Source organism: Pseudomonas salicis, from assembly GCF_057128705.1.
This window is the reverse complement of sequence record NZ_JBSKHU010000004.1, coordinates 236,997-256,604: the sequence shown is the minus strand read 5'-3', so window position 1 is coordinate 256,604 and position 19,608 is coordinate 236,997. Positions and strand designations below refer to the sequence as shown.

The window sequence follows — 19,608 nt, the reverse complement described above, 5'->3', positions numbered from 1 at the left end:
CCATCCAAACTGATTAGAATTTGACATCACCACGCAACCCCTGTGCTCATTCACGGTCAACACAACAGACGCTGCTTTGAATCGCGGGGGGTTGTTTTGGTATTCGTTCGAATACCGATAAAGCTCAACCACGCTCAATCACCCTTCAAGCGGATGTGAAAGGTGAGGATTCTTCCGGTCCGGCTTCGTACACTGTTTCCCCCTGACTGGAGCTTGCCTCGTTGACACGATATCCCCGCTTTCCCGCAGGCGACAGTGAGGCAGGTCGCACCATCAAGGACATGGACTGGGCCACAACGCCCCTTGGCCCCATCGAACAATGGCCTGCTGCGCTGAAGATCCACCTCAATCTGATCCTCAATTCCCCCGAGTCGATGTACCTGCTTTGGGGCCCGGAGTTGCTGTTTTTCCACAACGATGCCTGTGCCCCGACTCTCGGCCCTCGACGGGACGCGGCCATGGGTGCTCGCATGCCGGAGTTGTGGTCGGATGTGTGGGATCAAGTGCAGCCGTTTGCCGAGCAAGCGTTGAACGGGCAGCCGTATCACTGCGAAGACATGCCTCTGACCATGGCGCGTTATGGCGCAATCGAGCGCACGTGGTGGTCGTTTTCGTTCTCACCGATGATTGACGAACACAACCAGGTGGTCGGCCTGTTCTGCGTGACCAATGAAACCACACGCCGCGTGCTGGATCAGCGAGCACTGAGGGCCAGCGAACAGCGTCGGCTCGACCTGATTGCCGACCTTGAACGGCAAGTCGTCGAGCGTGCTCATGAACGTGGCCTGACTTGGCAAGTCAGCCCCGATCTGCTCTCGATCATGACCTCCGATCTGCATTTCGAAACCACCAACCCGGCCTGGCGATTCACCTTGGGCTGGACGGACGAAGCATTGTCGCGGTTCGCGTTCTCTGACCTGATTCACCCCGAAGACGTCGCGCGCAGTCAGGAAGCCTTTGGTGCGCTGGGGCGCAATCATCCGGTGCTGAATCTGGAAAACCGTTACCGACGCAAGGATGGCAGCTACCGCTGGCTGTCGTGGGTCGCGGTGCCGGAAGGCGGCAAGTTGTATTGCAGCGCACGGGACATTACTGCCGAAAAGCAACAGGCCGAAGCGCTGCGACGCGCAGAAGATGCGTTGCGTCACTCGCAGAAAATGGAAGCTGTCGGCCAACTCACCGGAGGGCTGGCCCATGACTTCAACAACCTGCTGATGGGTGTCAGCGGCAACATCGAACTCTTGAAAAACCGCGTCGCCAAAGGCCGCACCGACAACCTCGGGCGCTACATCAATGCGGCGCTCGAAGGCTCTCGCCGAGCCGCCGCGCTGACCCACCGGCTGCTGGCGTTTTCTCGGCGACAGACCCTCGATCCCCGACCGACTGATGTGGATCATCTGGTTGAGGGAATGGCCGAACTCATTCGCCGCACGGTGGGCCCCGCCATTGCCATGGACGTGATCGGCACCCCCGGCCTGTGGGCAACCCTGGTGGACGCCCATCAACTGGAAAACGCCCTGCTCAACCTGTGCCTGAATGCCCGCGATGCCATGCCCGACGGCGGTCAGCTGCTGATCGAAACCGGCAACAAAACCCTCGACGACATCGAAGCCCGAGAGCTGGAAATGCCCGAAGGTCGGTACGTGGCGCTGTGCGTCAGCGACAACGGCAGCGGGATGAGCGCCGATGTCGTCAAACGCGCCTTTGATCCCTTCTTCACCACCAAACCCATCGGCATGGGCACGGGGCTTGGGTTGTCGATGATCTACGGTTTTGCCCGCCAGTCGGGGGGCGGGGTTCAGATTCGCTCCGCAGTGGGGAAAGGCACGCAGGTGTGCATTTACCTGCCGGTACAAGGCGAGGCCATTGCGTTTTCCCCGGACACACCGTTGCAGGAACAGCCTTCCGGACCGGTGGCGGGCGGCGAAACCGTGCTGGTGGTGGACGACGAGCCGACGATCAGAACCCTGGTCGCCGAAGTGCTGACCGACCTCGGCTACCGTGTGCTGGAAGCCGAAAACGGTGCCCTGGCACTGGAAATACTGCAAACACGACAAACCATCGACCTGCTCGTCTCGGACGTCGGCCTGCCCGGTGGCATGAACGGACGCCAACTCGCCGACGCCGCCCGCTCAGTGCGACCGGGTTTGAAGGTGCTGTTCGTGACCGGTTACGCGGAAAATGCCGCCTTGGGCAAAGGTCGGCTGGAACCAGGGATGCATGTGCTGACCAAACCGTTTTCGATACCGGCGCTCGGCGAGCGGGTCAAGGGGTTGTTGGAAACGTGAGCGAAGTGTTCCGTGCTCATGTATAGGGGTCAGGCTGAATGACTGACTGTGGGAGCCGGCTTGCTGGCGAATCGGTCTTTTCAGCCACCCGATAAGTATCTGGCCCACCGCATTCGCCAGCAAGCCGCCTCCCACAACGTTGCGTCAGGTCATAAGACCCAAGCGTCAGCAGGCAATCAATCCCGCAAATCAGACTCGTGAATCGGCTGATCGCGATGGGTCGCACGTTGATACTGTGCAGGCCAGGTCGCCTGACGCCCGTTCAGGTCGTCATCGGCATGCAATGGCCAGTACGGGTCGCGCAACAGCTCACGGGCGAGCAGGATCAAATCCGCCTGCCCCGTGCGTAGAATATGTTCGGCCTGAGCGGGCTCGGTGATCATACCCACCGTTCCCGTGGCGATCTGGGACTCTTTCTTGACCCGCTCGGCAAACTGCGTTTGATACCCCGGACCCACCGGGATTTCAGCGTTGGCGGCGGTGCCTCCCGAGGACACGTCGACCAGATCCGCACCCAGCGTTTTCAGACGCTTCGCCAGTTCTACGGTTTCATCCGGATTCCAGCCGTCCTCCACCCAATCGGTCGCCGACACGCGCACGAACAGCGGCAGCGCTTGCGGCCAGACATCACGCACGGCTTTGGTGACTTCCAGCGTCAGACGAATACGGTTTTCGAACGAACCGCCGTATTCATCCTGGCGTTGGTTGCTGACCGGCGACAGGAACTGGTGCAGCAGATAACCGTGGGCAGCGTGAATTTCCACCACGCTGAAACCGGCGGTCAGCGCACGCTTGGCAGCCGCGACGAAGGCCTCGACGACCTCTTTGATTTGAGGGGTATCCAACGGCGTCGGCGGCGTGTGTTTCGGGTCGAAAGCGATTTTCGATGGCCCCCACGGTGTCCAGCCACCCTGATCAGCAGGAATGCTGCCCTGCTTGCCCAGCCAAGGACGCCAGGTGCTCGCCTTGCGTCCGGCATGGGCCAGTTGAATACCAGCCACGGCCCCCTGAGCGGTGATGAATCGGGTAATGCGTTGCAACGGCGCGATCTGCTCGTCGTTCCACAGCCCGAGGTCTTCCGGGGTAATACGGCCGTCTTCGGTGACAGCGGCCGCTTCGGTGAAGATCAGTCCGGCACCGCCCACGGCGCGGCTGCCGAGGTGCACGAGGTGCCAGTCGTTGGCCAGACCGTCCTGGGCGGAGTATTGGCACATCGGCGAGACCACGATGCGATTGCGTAAGGTGAGTTCGCGAAGGGTGAAGGATTCAAGCAGCAGGCTCATGAGTATCTCTCGAAGTCGCGGAGGAAGGTTCCTTTGTACTGAACCTAGAGCCTAGTCGACAAGCTGAGAGAAGCCGTGGTTCCTGCTGTCTCGCGTGAAATCAACGCGGTGAAATGTGCGCCACCATGAGCTGCACGGTCTCGTTGCCCCGAAATTCGTTGAGGTCCAGCTTATAGGCCAGCTCGACCCACCGCACCGTCGGATTGGGCCACACGTCGCGATCAACGCTGAACGCAATGCCGTCGAGCTTGACGGTGCCGCATTCGGTTTTGAGCACCATCTTCAAATGCCGCTCGCCTACGACGCGTTGCTCCACCAGCTGGAACACCCCGTGAAACAACGGCTCGGGGAAGTGCTGGCCCCAAGGCCCGGCATTGCGCAGCGCGCGGGCCAGCTCAAGATGAAACTCTTCAACCGCCAACGTCCCATCGGACAACAGACGGCCGGTCAGGTCTTCTTCAGTCAGTTGACGACGAACTTCGGCATCGAAGGCTTCGGCGAAGGCCGAGAAATTTTCCGCAGGCAGCGACAAACCGGCTGCCATCGCGTGGCCACCAAACTTGCTGATCAACTCAGGGTGTTTCGCCGCAACGGCGTCCAGCGCATCCCTGATGTGGAATCCCGGCACCGAACGCGCCGAGCCTTTCAGCACGCCCTCCCCTGCGCTGGCGAAGGCGATAGTGGGCCGGTGATAACGCTCTTTCAGGCGCGACGCGAGAATCCCGATCACGCCCTGGTGCCATTCGGCTTCGTACAGGCAGAGCCCGAACGGCATCGACTCGACAGGCAAATCCTTGAGCTGGGCCAGCGCTTCCCGCTGCATGCCCTGTTCGATGGACTTGCGGTCCTGATTCAGCTCGTCCAATTGCACGGCCATCTCCCGCGCCAGCGTCTCGTCTTCGCACAGCAGGCATTCGATGCCCAGACTCATGTCGTCCAGACGCCCCGCCGCGTTCAATCGCGGGCCGAGGATGAAGCCGAGGTCGGTGGAGGTGATGCGCGAAGGTTCGCGGCGCGCGACTTCCAGAATGGCGCGCAACCCCGGACGGGCGCGACCGGCGCGAATCCGCATCAAGCCCTGATGCACCAGAATCCGGTTGTTCGCGTCCAGCGGCACCACGTCGGCCACACTGCCAAGCGCGACCAGGTCCAACAACTCGCCGAGGTTTGGCTGAGCGCGACCGTTGGCCTCGAACCATCCGATTTCCCGCAAACGCGCGCGCAGGGCCATCAGCACATAAAACATCACGCCGACACCGGCTAGTGCCTTGCTGGGGAACGTGCAACCGGGCTGATTCGGGTTGACGATGGCGTCAGCGGCCGGCAGCTCATGGCCGGGCAAGTGGTGATCGGTCACCAGGACCTGCAGGCCCGCCGCCTTGGCAGCCGCAACACCTTCCACGCTGGAGATGCCGTTATCCACGGTCATCAACAGCTCCGGCTCACGCTCAAGGGCGACCTTGACGATTTCCGGGGTCAGCCCGTAGCCGTATTCGAAGCGGTTCGGCACCAGATAATCGACATGCGCCGCACCCAGCAACCGCAGTCCCAAAACCCCGACCGTGCTGGCCGTAGCGCCGTCGGCATCGAAGTCACCGACGATCAGGATGCGCTGACGCTGTTGCAGCGCCGTCACCAGCAAATCCACCGCCGCGTCGATGCCTTTGAGTTGCTGATACGGAATCAGCCGCGCCAGGCCCTTGTCCAGCTCGTCCTGCGACAGCACGCCCCGCGAGGCGTACAGTCGGGTCAACAAAGGCGGCAGATCGCCTAGAAAAGGCAAGGTGTCGGGCAACTGTCGTGATTCGATGCGCATGCGGGTTCCGCTGATGTGTTCGGTTGGAGCTGATTCAGTGATGCGGGCAAACGTCGGCGGTCAACCGCGCTCGCCAGCCAGCCACTGCAATTGCACTTCGTGCTGGCCACGGTCGTCGGTCACGAAAATCGTGCCTTCGCTGATCATCACGTCCCACTTGATAACGCGGGGCATGTCCTTGGCCAGGGTCTCCAGCACTTCCTGAGGCACGGCGGCGATGTTGACGTTTTTCAACGTTTTGACGGCCGGGACGATCTTGCCCTCCCACACGCGCAGGCTGCCGTACGCCAAGAGGCTGGTGCGCTCGGTACGGCGGGAGCACCACGTCAGCCGGTCAGCATCGGGTTGGCCGACTTCGATCCAGTGCAGTACGCGGTCATCCAGGCTTTTTTCCCACAAGGCAGGTTCGTCGACGTCAGACAGACCGCGTCCGAACGACAGGTGTTCGCTGTACCAGAATGCGTAGGCCAACAAACGCACGGCCATGCGCTCTTCGGTTTCCGACGGGTGGCGGGCGATGGTCTGTTTGACGTTTTCGTACACCCCACGGTCGAGGTCAGTGAGGTTCAGTTCGAATTTGTAGGTCGTGGACGGCTGGGCCATGAACGGGCTTCTAAGGACGGGAAAGGCGCCAAGTCTAACCGATGCACGTCCCGTTGAACGACCAGACTCGATGATTGATCGTCATGGCGACATGAAAATCAGCGTGCGCGCATTTGTCAGGCTGCTTTACTCAACCCAGGGTGACGAGTGTTAAACAAATGATCCACAACGCCGATACGTTGATGCGAGACCCTCTAGCATGAAGTTCACAGCGTGGGCCGTTGCGAAATCAGACCCGTCGGATCGGGGTGATCGCGGCTTAAACCTCAGTCAGTATTTTCAGGATTTACCTCGACGGATGGTCAATCGTTACGCACACATTCGCCCGTCCGGTGTTTTCGCCCTGCTGATCGCTTCGGCACTGAGTGCGACACCCGGAACCGCAGACGCGAAGGAAACGCTGACCTGGCTGCTTCGGGACTTCCCTCCCCTGACCATTTTCGCCGGCCCGCAAGCAGGCCAGGGCGCCATCGACAAGCTGATGCCTGAACTGATTGCGCAGATGCCGGAATACAACCACCAGATCATGCACGTGAACCGTGCGCGGGGCACACAGATGCTCCGGGACCCGGACGTCTTCGCCTGTGACCCGACGCTGTTGTGGACGGCAGAACGTGCGAAGACCATTCTGTTCTCGATCCCGACCTACGCCACGCCTGGCAACGGGGTGACGATCGAACGGCGAAATCACGCGATGTTTGCGCCATTTCTCGATGCCGATGGGCATCTTGATCTGGCGGCCCTGCTGAACGCCAACACGGTCAAGACCGGTATTGTGGCCGAGCGCAGCTACGGTCCGACTATCGATAAGATTCTCAAGGCGACCACCCAACCCGACAGCCTGATTCTGCATTACGGCAACGCGGCGGTAGGCAGCATGTTGCAGATGGAACGCCTGGACCGTTTCCAGGCCATTATCAGCTACTGGCCCGAAGCGCGGTATCACGCCCAGCAGCAGGGCATTGCGCTGGAAGAGCTGGAGTTTTTCCCGATCAAGGACGCGCCCAAGTACCAGTTCGCGCACATCGGCTGCTCGAAGACCGAAAAGGGCCGCGAAGCCATCGAGATCATCAATCGCGAGATGCGCACGTTGCGGACCACCAAGCTGATCTCGTTCTACGCCGAATGGATGGTCGACAAGCGCCAATACCTGCAGGACGCGCAGACGTTTTTCGACGACGCGGAAAACTGAAAAACACCAGGCAAAAAGAAACCCCGAGCAGCGGGGAGACTACTCGGGGTCAACCGTGGTCCATCTTGGACCCGTACGGCAGGCAACATAAACACCGGAGCACAATGCCTGCACCTGCCGTAATGGATAGGAGCCTATGTAATGGATAAGGTTCCCCGTCCCTCAGACAAAACCCTGACGGGCGGCAAAATTGTTGACCTGTGTCGCATTTCGCATCGCGGCGATGACGCAAGGCTCGATACGCCCCTCGGCGACCATCAAATCGCGATGAAGCCCGTCGACCACGTCGGTCAGCTGGCGCTTGTCACACAACTGGGCAGCGGAATAGACGCGTTCGATCACGATCGCACCGGCTGCATTTTTCAGCGTCACCAGACGCTCGCCATTTACACCGGCAGCGCCCAGGCTGGCCTCATAAGGTGCCAGTGCTTCGCTTAACAACAAGCTGATATTTTCCATCTGGATCACCACTCAACAGTTTGAATGCAAAGGTGCTTATCAATGACCATCGGCAGAAGCGGAAAGTTCTTTTCCGCTTCGAGGGTTTACCGTGAGCGGGTTGATCGTCACCCCCTTTGTCACTGGAGCATGCCTGCCCAATGTGACAGACAGAATTCAGTCTTTTGACGATCGCGTCGCGCTCGGCGTCAGACCCTTGGCCTCGCTGAGATCGAGCCAGCCCCCCAGCAAGCCCTGCAACTGTCCGCCTCCGTCATAGAACGGCACCGCCCACTGAGACGCTTTAATGACGCGACCGGACAGCGTGAAACTGCGCTCGGTCAGCAGCGGTTGATGAGTCGTCAATAGATTCATGTAACTCGCGTGCATCGCCTCGGCAGCGTCTCGTGGGATCAGATCGACATCGATCAGGCGCCGACCATTCATCTGTTCATAGCTGATACCGAAACTGTCCTCATAGCTACGGTTGCAGAACACGAGACGACCCTGGAGATCCCGGACATACATCGGCTCAGGAATACCGTCCATCAACGCACGCTTGAACGCCAGTTGATCGTTGAGCTGCACTTCGGCGATCAGCCGTTGCCGTATCTGGTCCGTCAACCGAATTTTCCAATAGAGCGAAACCAATACGCCTGATAACACCACCGCCAGCAGCCAAAACACCCAATGGGGAATCCGCTCCCACAGCGTGGATTGACCCATGATTCCCCCCAGCCATTTCGTGCGAATCGCCCGCATCTCGGCCACGGGGAATTCATCCAGTGCCTTGTTCAGAATGCTCAAAAGCTCAGGTTCGGAATTGATGACTGCAAACCGGTCCGGCGACCATATGTCCTCCACGCTGCCAGCCACCTTCAGCCCGCGCATCGACGAGGTCCAGGCCGCCGCTTCATTCTGAATGGTCGCCGTTGCCCCTCCGCTCTCCACCAACCGCCGGGCCTCCACGTAGGAGGGCACGATCATCAGTTGGACGTCTGGGTAGCGGACGCGAATGAATTCCAGAAGAGCGTGACGGGCAGGCATCGCCAGTACCTTTCCAGACATGTTGGCCAGGCTTACGAGACCCTCGTTATCCTTTTGGGTCACGTACACCCAACTGTTCCCGCCATAGGCGTAACTGAACGACAGCGTCGCCCGGCGCTCTGCGGTTTCCGCCACAGTGGTATTCATGTCAACGGCCCCGGACGACAACGCTTCCAGTGCCGCATGGAGGTTTGGCATCTCGTGGTGGACGAAGTTGAGGCCGGTCATGCGCGAGATTCGGTCAAGAATATCGATATTCAGCCCCACCCAGTGACCGTCGGCATCTTTAAAGACATAGGGCGCATGTTGTGTCGAACCGATGCGGACTTGCGAGTGTTTGCGAACCCACTGGCGTTCGGCGGCAGTGAGTCGGATACGCCGCCCAGGCGCGACCTCGACATTCTCGTCAAGTATCCAGCGACTTTGTATGTTCCGGTCCACCGCCTCATCCAGATCATTGAGTGAACGGTTCAACAGCGCCAACAGCGTCGTATCCTCTGCCCGTGTCGCGAACCCGAAGCCCGCCAAAGGCAACAAACTCTCGAATCTGGTTTGCAAACCCAGGTAGGGACGTAGCGACTTGAAGGCGTTCACGACTATTTCATTGCCGACGAATGCGTCGGCATCACCTTGAGTCAACGCCTCTACAGCGCTGAACAACGTCGGTGCAAGCACAATATCGCTGTCAGGATACAGTCGCTGCAGTTGGTCGGGATCGGCGTAGCAGTCCAGCGCGATAATGCGCTTGCCACTTAAGGCAGTGGACAATGTGAAATCTCCCCGGCGCCCTACCACCACAGCCCTGTCCGTCAGGTAATTGCGGGTGACGGCAAGGTCTGACATCCCGCGTTCGAACCCACTGGCGCTGGTCAACAGGTCGACTTTGCCTGTCTTCAACGCCTCGACGGCCTGATCGCGCTTGGCGAAGCCCGTAACGTGCATGGAGACGCCCAGCTTGGCAGCGATCAGGCTCAGATAATCTGCACTGATGCCTTGATAGCGGTTGCCGTCGCTGGTGATGTCGACAGGTTCGTAGTCGTCAATGGGAATACCGACACGCAGCACTTGTCGCTGGTCCAGCCACTGACGCTCGGCGGCCTCAAGCGGCATCGGCTGCACGCTGAGGAAGGGTTCGCCCAAAATGAAGGGAAGCTTTTCGGCTCCGTGCCCTGCCCGGCTCCCGACACACACCAGTAGCATCAATGCGCACAGCAAGTATCGAAAGATTCGGTTCTGGACGGGCACTCCTTGTCTGTCCATGTTCATGTTTTATACCGCCACTTGTTTGTTCACGAAAATAAGAAATTCCGCGCAAGTGTGGCACGCATGAACAAGAAGGCCCGCCGAGGGGCGGGCCTTAGTTGTTACACGGCGATACCGTTAAAGCGGCTTGCCGCGATTGCCGTGCTGGCTGACGAACGCCTGCATGGCTTTCAGGTCATTCGGCAGCACGGTGCAGCGTTCATCGCGCTCAAACAAATCAGACAAATGTGCAGGCAACTCAAGTGCTTTTCCTACACCGGCCTTTTGCACGGCTTCCGGGAATTTGACCGGGTGCGCTGTCCCCAGAATCACCATCGGGGTATCAAGGCTGCGACGGCAATCGCGGGCCGCTTTCACACCAATCGCGGTGTGCGGGTCAAGAACTTCACCGGTGCTGGCGAAGACTTCAGCGATGGTTTCACAGGTCTGTTCGTCGCTGACCGCCAGCGAATCGAAGAGCTTGCGGGTTTCGGTCCAGCGGTCTTCTTCGACGCTGAAACCGCCACCCTGCTTGAAGCTGGCCATCAGGTCGGCAATCGCGGCACCGTTGCGACCGTGCATGTCGAACAGCAGACGTTCAAAGTTTGACGACACCATGATGTCCATCGACGGCGACAGCGTGGCGTGCAGCGTTTCCTTGACGTACTGATTGCCGCTCATGAAGCGGTGCAGGATGTCGTTGCGGTTGGTCGCCACGATCAGTTGGCTGATCGGCAGGCCCATATTGCGCGCCAGGTAACCGGCAAAAATGTCGCCGAAGTTACCCGTCGGCACCGAGAACGCGACCGAACGCGCAGGACCACCCAGTTGCAGCGCCGCGTGGAAGTAGTAAACGATCTGAGCCATGATCCGCGCCCAGTTGATCGAGTTTACGGCCACAAGACGCGTACCTTTCAGGAAGCTCTGGTCGGCAAAGCTGTTCTTGACCATTTCCTGGCAGTCATCGAAGTTGCCTTCGATGGCGATGTTGTGGATGTTCTCGCCGAAGATCGTGGTCATCTGGCGGCGCTGAACGTCCGACACACGCTTGTTCGGGTGCAGGATGAAGATGTCGACGTTGTCGCAACGACGGCAGCCTTCGATCGCGGCGGAACCGGTATCACCGGACGTCGCGCCGATGATGACCACGCGCTCGCCGCGTTTTTCCAACACGTAATCCAGCAGGCGACCCAGCAGTTGCAGCGCGAAATCCTTGAACGCCAGGGTCGGGCCGTGGAACAGTTCCATCACCCATTCGTTGCTGTTCAATTGACGCAGAGGCGCAACGGCACTGTGGGCGAACACGCCATAGGTTTCTTCAAGGATCTTCTTGAAATCAGCGTCTGGAATGCTGCCGGTGACGAACGGACGCATCACCCGGAACGCCAGCTCGTGATACGGCAGACCGGCCCAGGACGCGATTTCTTCCTGGGTGAAACGTGGCAGGTTCTCAGGAACGTACAGACCGCCATCGGTGGCAAGACCGGCGAGCAGCACGTCTTCAAAATTCAGGGCCGGCGCCTGGCCGCGAGTACTGATATAGCGCATAAACAAACCTTCGGTTTGAGCGGCGAGCTTCGAGCTGCAAGCTACAAGTAAAAGCGAATTCCGTTTTCACTTTCAGCCTGCGTCAAGAAGCTCACCGCAATGTGATTTTGATCTTGCTTGAAGCTTGCAGCTCAAAGCTCGTAGCTGCGTTTAATTTAGATGTTCGACGCGAATACGAACGACCGGGCCCGCCACGCCTTCCAGCGCTTCCAGTGCCTGAATGGCATCGTTGATGCGCTGCTCGACCACGCGGTGGGTCAGCAGAATCATCGGCACCAGGCCATCCTGCTCTTCGGCTTCTTTCTGCATGATCGATTCGATGTTGATGCCGCGCTCGGACAGGATGCTGGCAACCTGAGCCAGAACACCCGGATGGTCCTTCGCCTGAATGCGCAGGTAGTAAGCGCTCTCGCACTTCTCGATCGGCAGGATCGGGTGAGCCGACAACGAATCTGGCTGGAAGGCGAGGTGCGGCACGCGGTTTTCAGGGTCGGTGGTGAGGGCACGTACCACATCCACCAGGTCTGCAACGACGGACGAAGCGGTCGGTTCCATACCTGCGCCCGCGCCGTAGAACAGGGTCGAACCGGCTGCGTCACCGTTGACCATCACCGCGTTCATCACGCCGTTGACGTTGGCGATCAGGCGATCGGCCGGAATCAGGGTCGGGTGTACGCGCAACTCGATACCGGCCGGAGTGCTGCGGGCCACGCCCAGGTGCTTGATGCGGTAGCCCAAGGCCTCGGCGTAGTTCACGTCAGCGGTGGTCAGCTGGGTGATGCCTTCGGTATAAGCCTTGTCGAACTGCAGCGGGATACCGAACGCGATAGACGCCAGAATGGTCAGCTTGTGCGCGGCGTCGATGCCTTCGACGTCGAACGTCGGGTCGGCTTCGGCATAACCCAGCGCTTGGGCTTCAGCCAGCACGTCCGGGAAGGTACGGCCCTTCTCACGCATCTCGGTCAGGATGAAGTTGCCGGTGCCATTGATGATGCCCGCAACCCAGTTGATACGGTTGGCCGCCAGGCCTTCACGAATGGCCTTGATCACAGGGATGCCACCAGCAACTGCGGCTTCGAAGGCCACGATAACGCCCTTTTCGCGGGCCTTGGCGAAGATTTCGTTACCGTGAACAGCAATCAGCGCCTTGTTGGCGGTGACCACGTGCTTGCCGTTTTCGATGGCCTTGAGCACCAGCTCGCGGGCCACGGTGTAACCGCCAATCAACTCGATGACGATGTCGATTTCAGGGTTGCTGGCCACGTCGAACACATCGGTCGTGGTCGGGGTACCGGTAATCTGGCAATTGGGGTTTGGTGTACGCACGGCAATTTGCGCGACTTCGATTCCACGCCCGGCACGGCGGGCAATCTCCTCGGCGTTACGCTTTAGCACATTGAAGGTACCGCCACCGACAGTACCCAGCCCACAGATGCCTACTTTGACCGGTTTCACTATGAACTCCCCGTAAAACGACCGGCGCTGAACCGACCGTGGAAACAGCCGCATGGCAGTGCGGCTCGCTGTTGAACTGATTTATTGGACTACTTGACGGCGCTCAGCGCCAGTTTCGCCACTTGTGGTGCAGGCTGATAACCCGGAATCACCTGACCGTCGGCCAGCACGATGGCCGGCGTGCCGTTCACACCGATCGCCTGACCGATCTCGAATTGGCGAGTCACAGGGTTATCGCATTTCGGCGCCTTGATGTTTTTGCCATCGACCATGCGGTCCATGGCGTCGCGGCGATCCTTGGAGCACCAGACGGCTTGCAGTTGTTCGTCACCTGGAGAGCCCAGGCCCTGACGCGGGAACGCCACGTAACGCACTTCAATGCCGCGCTTGTTCAGCTCAGGCACTTCGCCGTGCAGTTTGTGGCAGTACGGGCAGGTGGTGTCGGTGAACACGGTGATGTGCGATTTGGTCTCGCCAATGGCCGGGTAAACCACCATCTCACCGGTCGGGATGCCATTGATGGTCTTGGAAATCGCCAGGCGCTCGACCTTCTCGGTCAGGTTGACCGGCTTGCCGCCCTGAATCTGATACAGATTGCCCTGCATCACAAACTGACCGTCAGCGCTGGCGTAGAGTACACGACCGCCTTTGAGGTTGACCTCGTACAGGCCGTTGAGCGGGCTGCTGGAAATGCTCTCAACCGGGATTTCCAGGTTCAGCGATTCCAGGGTCTTGCGGATGGCCTTGTCGGACGCGTCATCGGCGTGGGCGAACAGGCTGAACGTACTGGCGAGCGCTACGGCGGCTGCACCGATAAAACGAGTCACGCGCATGAAAACTCCTCGAGCGGTGGGCAGACGGGCGGGTTTGAAAACGGTAACCGCGGGCATGCCGGGGAGGTTTTCAGGCTCCAATCTGCGAAACCGGCAAAGCCTATCACATAAGGCCCGCAAGGCCGACGCCGACTGATGTAAGACTCGTCGTAAATTCCGGCCGCAAACTTACCCGCGAGGGTGGTGTTTTGCATGCAGCTCTTGTAGGCGGGCCCGAGCGATGTGGGTGTAGATCTGCGTGGTGGACAAATCGCTGTGCCCCAGCAGCATCTGCACAACGCGAAGATCAGCCCCATGATTGAGCAAATGCGTGGCGAATGCGTGGCGCAAGGTGTGTGGCGACAGAGATTTGCCGATCCCCGCGACTTTGGCCTGCAGCTTGATCCGGTGCCAGAACGTCTGGCGGGTCATTTGTTCGCCGCGTTGACTGGGAAACAGCACGTCACTGGGGCGGCCATTGAGCAGTTCCTGTCGGCCGTCGCGCAGGTAGCGCTCGACCCAGACAATCGCCTCCTCCCCCATCGGCACCAGACGCTCTTTGCTGCCTTTGCCCATGATGCGCAACACGCCTTGACGCAAGTTGACCTGTTCGAGGGTCAGGCTCACCAGTTCCGTGACCCGCAACCCGCAGGCATAGAGCACCTCAAGCATCGCCCGGTCGCGCTGGCCGATGGCTTCACTCAGGTCAGGTGCGGCCAGTAAAGACTCCACGTCGGCCTCGGACAACGACTTGGGCAGCGGCTTGCCCAGCTGAGGCATGTCGACCTGTAGCGTGGGGTCGACGGCGATCAGCTTTTCTCGCAACAAGTACCGATAAAAGCCACGCACGCCGGAGAGAAAACGCGCGGACGAACGCGCTTTGTAGCCGTTGTCTACGCGCCAGGCCAGGTGATCGAAAATCACACCACGGCCGACGGTCATGAGGTCGATGCCGCGCTCCTGTAACCAGCCATTGAACAGCGCCAAGTCGCTGCGGTAGGAATCGCGGGTGTTGTCGGACAGCCCTTTCTCCAGCCACAGGGCGTCGAGGAAGCGGTCGATCATGGGGTGGTCTAAGGCGGGCATGGGGTCAGACTTGAGCGAGGGAAAACGGGAGGGAGTCTTTCACATCTCCCAAGACGATACAAAACGCTCATGCCTTTGAATGACCCGTACCGTCTGGGTGTTTTCGTCAGGCATAAAAAAAGCAGCCCGTAGGCTGCTTCTTTTTGCATCGGAAGACTGGGATTAAACCAGTTTTTCCTTGATGCGAGCTGCTTTACCGGACAGGTCACGCAGGTAGTACAGTTTAGCCTTGCGAACGTCACCGCGACGTTTCACAGCCATGCTGTCGATTTGCGGGCTGTAGGTCTGGAAAGTACGCTCAACGCCAACACCGTTGGAGATTTTGCGAACAGTGAAAGCACTGTTTACACCACGGTTACGCTTGGCAATTACAACGCCTTCGAACGCTTGCAGACGCGAACGGTCGCCTTCCTTCACTTTCACCTGAACGACAATGGTGTCGCCCGGGGCAAAGGGAGGGATCTCTTTGGTCATCTGCTCTGCTTCGAGTGCAAGAATGATTTTGTTAGTCATGCTGTGCTCCTAAGGTAAATCAGTCGGATTTACCATCGATACGTTAACTATCGTCCCGCTCGCGGAGGTATTCCGCCAGCAGCTTCTTCTCTTCTCCAGAAAGCGAGCGGCTTTCCAGAAGATCGGCGCGTCGTTCATAGGTCCGCCCAAGGGACTGCTGTAAACGCCAACGCCGGATGTGTGCGTGATTGCCACTTAGCAACACGTCGGGAACACGCTGATCCGCATACACCTCCGGTCGGGTGTAGTGCGGGCAATCCAGCAGACCATCCGTGAAGGAATCTTCCTCCGCGGAATCCACATGCCCTAAAGCTCCAGGCAGCAGTCGCGTAACCGCATCTATCAGGACCATGGCCGGCAGCTCGCCGCCAGACAACACATAGTCTCCAATCGACCACTCTTCATCGACATGAGCCTCAATAAAGCGCTCGTCAATGCCTTCATAACGACCGGCAATCAGGATCAGTGCTTCTTCCTGTGCCAACTCGCGTACCGCAGACTGATCCAGCTTGCGGCCTTGTGGCGACAGGTAAATCACCTTCGCCGCATCCCCTGCTGCTTGCCTGGCCTGAACCAGTGCATCTTCCAGAGGCTTGATCTTCATCACCATGCCAGGGCCACCGCCAAACGGGCGATCGTCCACAGTGTGATGCCGATCCGTGGTGTAGTCCCGCGGATTCCAACAGGTCAGCTGCAACAGCCCCTGTTTCACCGCACGGCTGGTAATGCCGTATTCGCTGATGGCGGAAAACATCTCGGGAAACAAACTGATGACTTCTATGCGCAGGCTCGCCATTGCTTAGAAATCCGCGTCCCAATCCACCTTCATCTCGCCTGCAACCAGATCGATGGCCAACACGCATTGCTCTGTGTAGGGCAACAAGCGTTCGCGATCATCCAGACTGCCTGCGCAGGGCTTGACCACCATTACATCGTTCGAGCCGGTTTCCAGAAGATGATCGATTTTCCCGAGCAGTTGCCCAAGGTGGTCGATAACCTTCAAACCCACGAGCTGGTACCAGTAGTACTCGCCGTCGGTCAGATCAGGAAGCATGCTGCGTTGCACGCAGATCTCATAACCGGCCAGAAGACGAGCTTCTTCACGATCATCGAGACCCTTGAGCTTCGCGACCAGGAACTTGTCGCTCCCGCGCCCGCTGACCAGCTCAACCTGCTTCACACTCCCTTCGCGCTTGAGCGTCCAGGTCTTGTACTGCAACAGGTTTTCAGTCGGATCAGTAAAGGAATACACCTTCACTTCGCCGCGAACGCCATGTACCGAATAAATCTTGCCGATGACGATGAGATCGTCGGCAGAAGCTGGCGTCGCGTTCATATTGCTCAGGCCGCAGCCTTAGCAGATTCCTTCAACAGCGAAGCAACGCGCTCAGAAGGTTGTGCACCAACGCTGAGCCAGTAGTTCAGACGCTCTTGGTTCACGGACAGACGGATTTCCTGACCACGGGCAACCGGGTTGAAGAAACCGATTTGTTCCTTGTGCGAACCGTCGCGTGGGTTACGGCTGTCGGTCACAGTCAGGTGGTAGAACGGGCGCTTTTTGGAGCCGCCAAGGGCAAGACGGATTGTTAGCATTGAACAAAGTTCCTGTAGTCGGTGCTGCAAATCTAAGATGCACAGCGGGCATGGGTGCCCGAAAGGCCGCATATTCTAAGGAATATCCGGACTTTTGCAAATGACTTTTTCCGGCGCGAACCGCAAGGCCATCAAGATCTGCCGTGGAGCCGCCTGCGTCGACGGCCATTAAGCGCCTGCCGAAGCAGGCCAGTGGGAAGATTTTCCCAAAGAAGGACGCGCGAAGCCGTGCTCCGCGCGGTGTGAATCACATCTTGGGCATGCCGCCGCCGGGCAGCATGCCGCCCATGCCGCGCATCATTTTGGCCATGCCGCCTTTGGTCGAGAATTTCTTCATCATCTTCTGCATCTGCTTGTGCTGCTTGATCAGACGCCCGATATCCTGCACCTGGGTGCCGGAACCCATGGCAATGCGGCGTTTGCGCGAACCGCTGATCAGCTCAGGGTCACGGCGCTCGGCCGGGGTCATGGAGTTGATGATGGCTTCCATTTGCTTGAACTGCTTCTCGGCCACGTTCTGTGCGTTGCCCATCTGTGACAGGTTCATGCCACCGATGCTGGGCAGTTTGTCCATGAGGCCGCCGAGGCCGCCCATGTTCTTCATCTGTTGCAGCTGATCGCGGAAGTCCTCAAGGTCGAAGCCCTTCCCTTTCTTCAGCTTCTTGGCGAGCTTGTCGGCCTTTTCTTTGTCGAGGGTCTGCTCGGCCTGTTCGATCAGGCTGAGTACGTCACCCATGCCCAGGATGCGCGAAGCGATACGGTCAGGGTGGAACGGCTCCAGCGCCTCGCTCTTCTCGCCCATACCGATGAATTTGATCGGCTTGCCGGTGATGGCACGAACGGACAGCGCGGCACCGCCACGGGCGTCGCCGTCGACTTTGGTCAGGATCACGCCGGTCAGCGGCAGCGCGTCACCAAAGGCCTTGGCGGTGTTGGCGGCGTCCTGACCGGTCATGGCGTCAACCACGAACAGCGTCTCGGCCGGTTTCACCGCCGCGTGCAACGCCTGGATCTCGCCCATCATCTCGGCGTCGATGTGCAGACGGCCGGCGGTGTCGAGGATCACAACGTCGATGAATTTCAGCTTGGCTTCTTTGATGGCCGCTTCGGCGATCGCTACTGGCTTCTGGCTGATGTCGGACGGGAAGAACGTCACGCCGATGTCGTTGGCCAGGGTTTCCAGCTGCTTGATCGCCGCCGGACGGTAAACGTCCGCCGAGACCACCATGACGGTTTTCTTTTTGCGTTCCTTGAGGAATTTCGCCAGCTTGCCTGCGGTGGTGGTTTTACCCGCACCTTGCAGACCCGCCATCAGAATGACCGCCGGTGGCGCGACATTGAGGGTCAGCTCTTCGTTGGCGGCCCCCATCATCTCTTCCAGCTCAGCCTGGACGATCTTCACGAACGCCTGGCCCGGCGTCAGGCTGCGGGACACCTCGGTGCCGACCGCGCGTTCCTTGATGCGGTTGACGAAATCCTTGACCACTGGCAAGGCGACGTCGGCTTCGAGCAGCGCCATACGCACTTCACGCAGAGTGTCCTTGATGTTGTCCTCGGTCAGCTTGGCCTTGCCGGTGACTTGGCGCAGCGTCTGTGAGAGACGATCTGTCAGATTTTCAAACATGCGTGATCCTTTGAGTTCGTGCGAACCCCAGTGAGTGCGGCGCTGTGCCTTTCATGGCTCCATATGAGGTGTTCGAATCCGACACCTATATAGAAGAAACAGCGCTCGGCGAGCCTGTGGCTTGAGCAGGTCGCGGATTATAGCGAAGAGTCCGGCGCTCGGACACCATGACGTCTGCTTCTGTGGTCTTTCGTGCACCGTTGGTTCTATGCCAAACTCAGCGGCTTTCGGGCACGCCCATCAGGATCTATGTTCCCCTTGTCACCGAGTTTGCTATTCAGCCTCGTCGCCGCCGTGCTCTACGCCGCTGCGACCCTCTATCAAGGTATTCGCCTGCGTCAGGGCAAGAAGGCCGACAAATGGCTGTTGTGCCTGATCGGCACCCTTGCCGTCGCCTGTCAGGCCAGTGCGCTTTTCGGTCAATTGGTGCGCCCTATCGGCCTCGGTCTGGACTTTTTCAGTGCCGCCAGCCTGATCGCCGTCGCCGTGATCATCGTGACCATGCTGGCGTGCATTCGCATCCCGGTGGAAATCCTGCTGATCCTGCTCTTCCCCCTCGGCCTGTTGACGACCCTGATGGCGCAATTCGCCCCCAGCGGCACCCTGCAGCCGATCCTCGGTGAACAGGGGCTGATCGGGCATATCTTGCTGTCGATCCTTGCCTACGGCATGTTCACCATCGCCGTGTTTCAGGCGCTGTTGCTGCTGTTGCAGAACCGGCAGCTCAAGAACAAGCACCCCTCCGGGCTGATCAAGAATTTCCCGCCGCTGCAGACCATGGAAAGCCTGCTGTTCGGTTTCCTGTGGGCCGGCTGGACGCTGCTGTCGATGTCGCTGATTTCCGGCTGGCTGTTCGTTGAGAACCTCTTCGCCCAACACCTGGTGCACAAGACCCTGCTGTCGATCCTCGCGTGGATTGTGTTCAGCGTCCTGCTGTGGGGACGCACCCGTCTGGGTTGGCGCGGTCACAAAGCGATTCGCTGGACGCTGGGCGGTTTCCTGCTGCTGATGCTGGCCTATTTCGGCAGCAAACTCGTACGCGAATACATCCTGCACATCTGACAGGCG

The 19,608-nt window shown here is 59.2% G+C and carries 17 protein-coding genes; 3 read left to right on the top strand and 14 right to left on the bottom strand.

Annotated features, from left to right (window positions below):
- The first annotated feature begins 281 nt into the window (after positions 1 to 281).
- Complete coding sequence (locus ACWKWE_RS15960) at positions 282 to 2,288, top strand: hybrid sensor histidine kinase/response regulator (protein WP_483851334.1); 2,007 nt, start codon at positions 282 to 284, stop codon at positions 2,286 to 2,288.
- A gap of 176 nt (positions 2,289 to 2,464) precedes the next feature.
- Here ACWKWE_RS15960 and ACWKWE_RS15955 read toward each other — a convergent pair whose 3' ends face one another.
- From ACWKWE_RS15955 to ACWKWE_RS15945, 3 genes are all read right to left on the bottom strand, one after another.
- Positions 2,465 to 3,571 (bottom strand): NADH:flavin oxidoreductase/NADH oxidase, encoded by a 1,107-nt coding sequence (locus tag ACWKWE_RS15955; protein WP_166593596.1) that lies wholly within the window; start codon positions 3,569 to 3,571, stop codon positions 2,465 to 2,467.
- Between the two features lie 100 nt (positions 3,572 to 3,671).
- Entirely contained in the window at positions 3,672 to 5,387 is a 1,716-nt protein-coding gene (recJ, locus tag ACWKWE_RS15950; protein WP_483851076.1) for a single-stranded-DNA-specific exonuclease RecJ, read from the bottom strand.
- 60 nt (positions 5,388 to 5,447) lie between these two features.
- Complete coding sequence (locus ACWKWE_RS15945; RefSeq protein WP_166593598.1) at positions 5,448 to 5,990, bottom strand: YaeQ family protein; 543 nt, start codon at positions 5,988 to 5,990, stop codon at positions 5,448 to 5,450.
- Positions 5,991 to 6,336: 346 nt separating this feature from the next.
- Here ACWKWE_RS15945 and ACWKWE_RS15940 point away from each other — a divergent pair, with 346 nt between their 5' ends.
- Positions 6,337 to 7,182 carry a TIGR02285 family protein gene (locus ACWKWE_RS15940; RefSeq protein ID WP_483851333.1) on the top strand — a complete coding sequence of 282 codons (846 nt, stop codon included), beginning with the start codon at positions 6,337 to 6,339 and terminating at the stop codon, positions 7,180 to 7,182.
- 162 nt (positions 7,183 to 7,344) lie between these two features.
- Here the strand turns inward: ACWKWE_RS15940 and ACWKWE_RS15935 are convergent, their stop codons facing one another.
- The 11 genes from ACWKWE_RS15935 to ffh form a co-directional block, all read right to left on the bottom strand.
- Positions 7,345 to 7,641 (bottom strand): DUF3509 domain-containing protein, encoded by a 297-nt coding sequence (locus tag ACWKWE_RS15935; RefSeq protein WP_166593811.1) that lies wholly within the window; start codon positions 7,639 to 7,641, stop codon positions 7,345 to 7,347.
- 156 nt (positions 7,642 to 7,797) lie between these two features.
- On the bottom strand, positions 7,798 to 9,933 hold the full coding sequence (locus ACWKWE_RS15930) for a transporter substrate-binding domain-containing protein (protein ID WP_483851075.1): 2,136 nt from the start codon (positions 9,931 to 9,933) through the stop codon (positions 7,798 to 7,800).
- Between the two features lie 114 nt (positions 9,934 to 10,047).
- A complete protein-coding gene (gene thrC / locus ACWKWE_RS15925; protein ID WP_341959654.1) occupies positions 10,048 to 11,457 on the bottom strand; it encodes a threonine synthase in 1,410 nt (469 codons plus the stop codon).
- Between the two features lie 150 nt (positions 11,458 to 11,607).
- Positions 11,608 to 12,912 carry a homoserine dehydrogenase gene (locus tag ACWKWE_RS15920; protein WP_166593601.1) on the bottom strand — a complete coding sequence of 435 codons (1,305 nt, stop codon included), beginning with the start codon at positions 12,910 to 12,912 and terminating at the stop codon, positions 11,608 to 11,610.
- Between the two features lie 89 nt (positions 12,913 to 13,001).
- Complete coding sequence (gene dsbC / locus ACWKWE_RS15915; protein ID WP_401141484.1) at positions 13,002 to 13,745, bottom strand: bifunctional protein-disulfide isomerase/oxidoreductase DsbC; 744 nt, start codon at positions 13,743 to 13,745, stop codon at positions 13,002 to 13,004.
- A 168-nt stretch (positions 13,746 to 13,913) separates the two neighbouring features.
- Positions 13,914 to 14,810 carry a site-specific tyrosine recombinase XerD gene (gene xerD / locus ACWKWE_RS15910; protein WP_166593603.1) on the bottom strand — a complete coding sequence of 299 codons (897 nt, stop codon included), beginning with the start codon at positions 14,808 to 14,810 and terminating at the stop codon, positions 13,914 to 13,916.
- A 162-nt stretch (positions 14,811 to 14,972) separates the two neighbouring features.
- Entirely contained in the window at positions 14,973 to 15,323 is a 351-nt protein-coding gene (gene rplS, locus ACWKWE_RS15905) for a 50S ribosomal protein L19 (protein ID WP_008018567.1), read from the bottom strand.
- A gap of 43 nt (positions 15,324 to 15,366) precedes the next feature.
- Positions 15,367 to 16,119 (bottom strand): tRNA (guanosine(37)-N1)-methyltransferase TrmD, encoded by a 753-nt coding sequence (trmD, locus tag ACWKWE_RS15900; protein WP_341959658.1) that lies wholly within the window; start codon positions 16,117 to 16,119, stop codon positions 15,367 to 15,369.
- A 3-nt stretch (positions 16,120 to 16,122) separates the two neighbouring features.
- A complete protein-coding gene (gene rimM / locus ACWKWE_RS15895) occupies positions 16,123 to 16,659 on the bottom strand; it encodes a ribosome maturation factor RimM (RefSeq protein ID WP_166593604.1) in 537 nt (178 codons plus the stop codon).
- A gap of 5 nt (positions 16,660 to 16,664) precedes the next feature.
- Positions 16,665 to 16,916, bottom strand: a complete 252-nt coding sequence (gene rpsP, locus ACWKWE_RS15890; protein WP_166593605.1) for a 30S ribosomal protein S16 — start codon at positions 16,914 to 16,916, stop codon at positions 16,665 to 16,667.
- Between the two features lie 247 nt (positions 16,917 to 17,163).
- On the bottom strand, positions 17,164 to 18,540 hold the full coding sequence (gene ffh / locus ACWKWE_RS15885) for a signal recognition particle protein (protein ID WP_483851074.1): 1,377 nt from the start codon (positions 18,538 to 18,540) through the stop codon (positions 17,164 to 17,166).
- A gap of 249 nt (positions 18,541 to 18,789) precedes the next feature.
- On the opposite strand from ffh, the gene ACWKWE_RS15880 reads away from it, so the two are divergent.
- On the top strand, positions 18,790 to 19,602 hold the full coding sequence (locus ACWKWE_RS15880) for a cytochrome C assembly family protein (protein WP_166593607.1): 813 nt from the start codon (positions 18,790 to 18,792) through the stop codon (positions 19,600 to 19,602).
- Positions 19,603 to 19,608 lie beyond the last annotated feature (6 nt).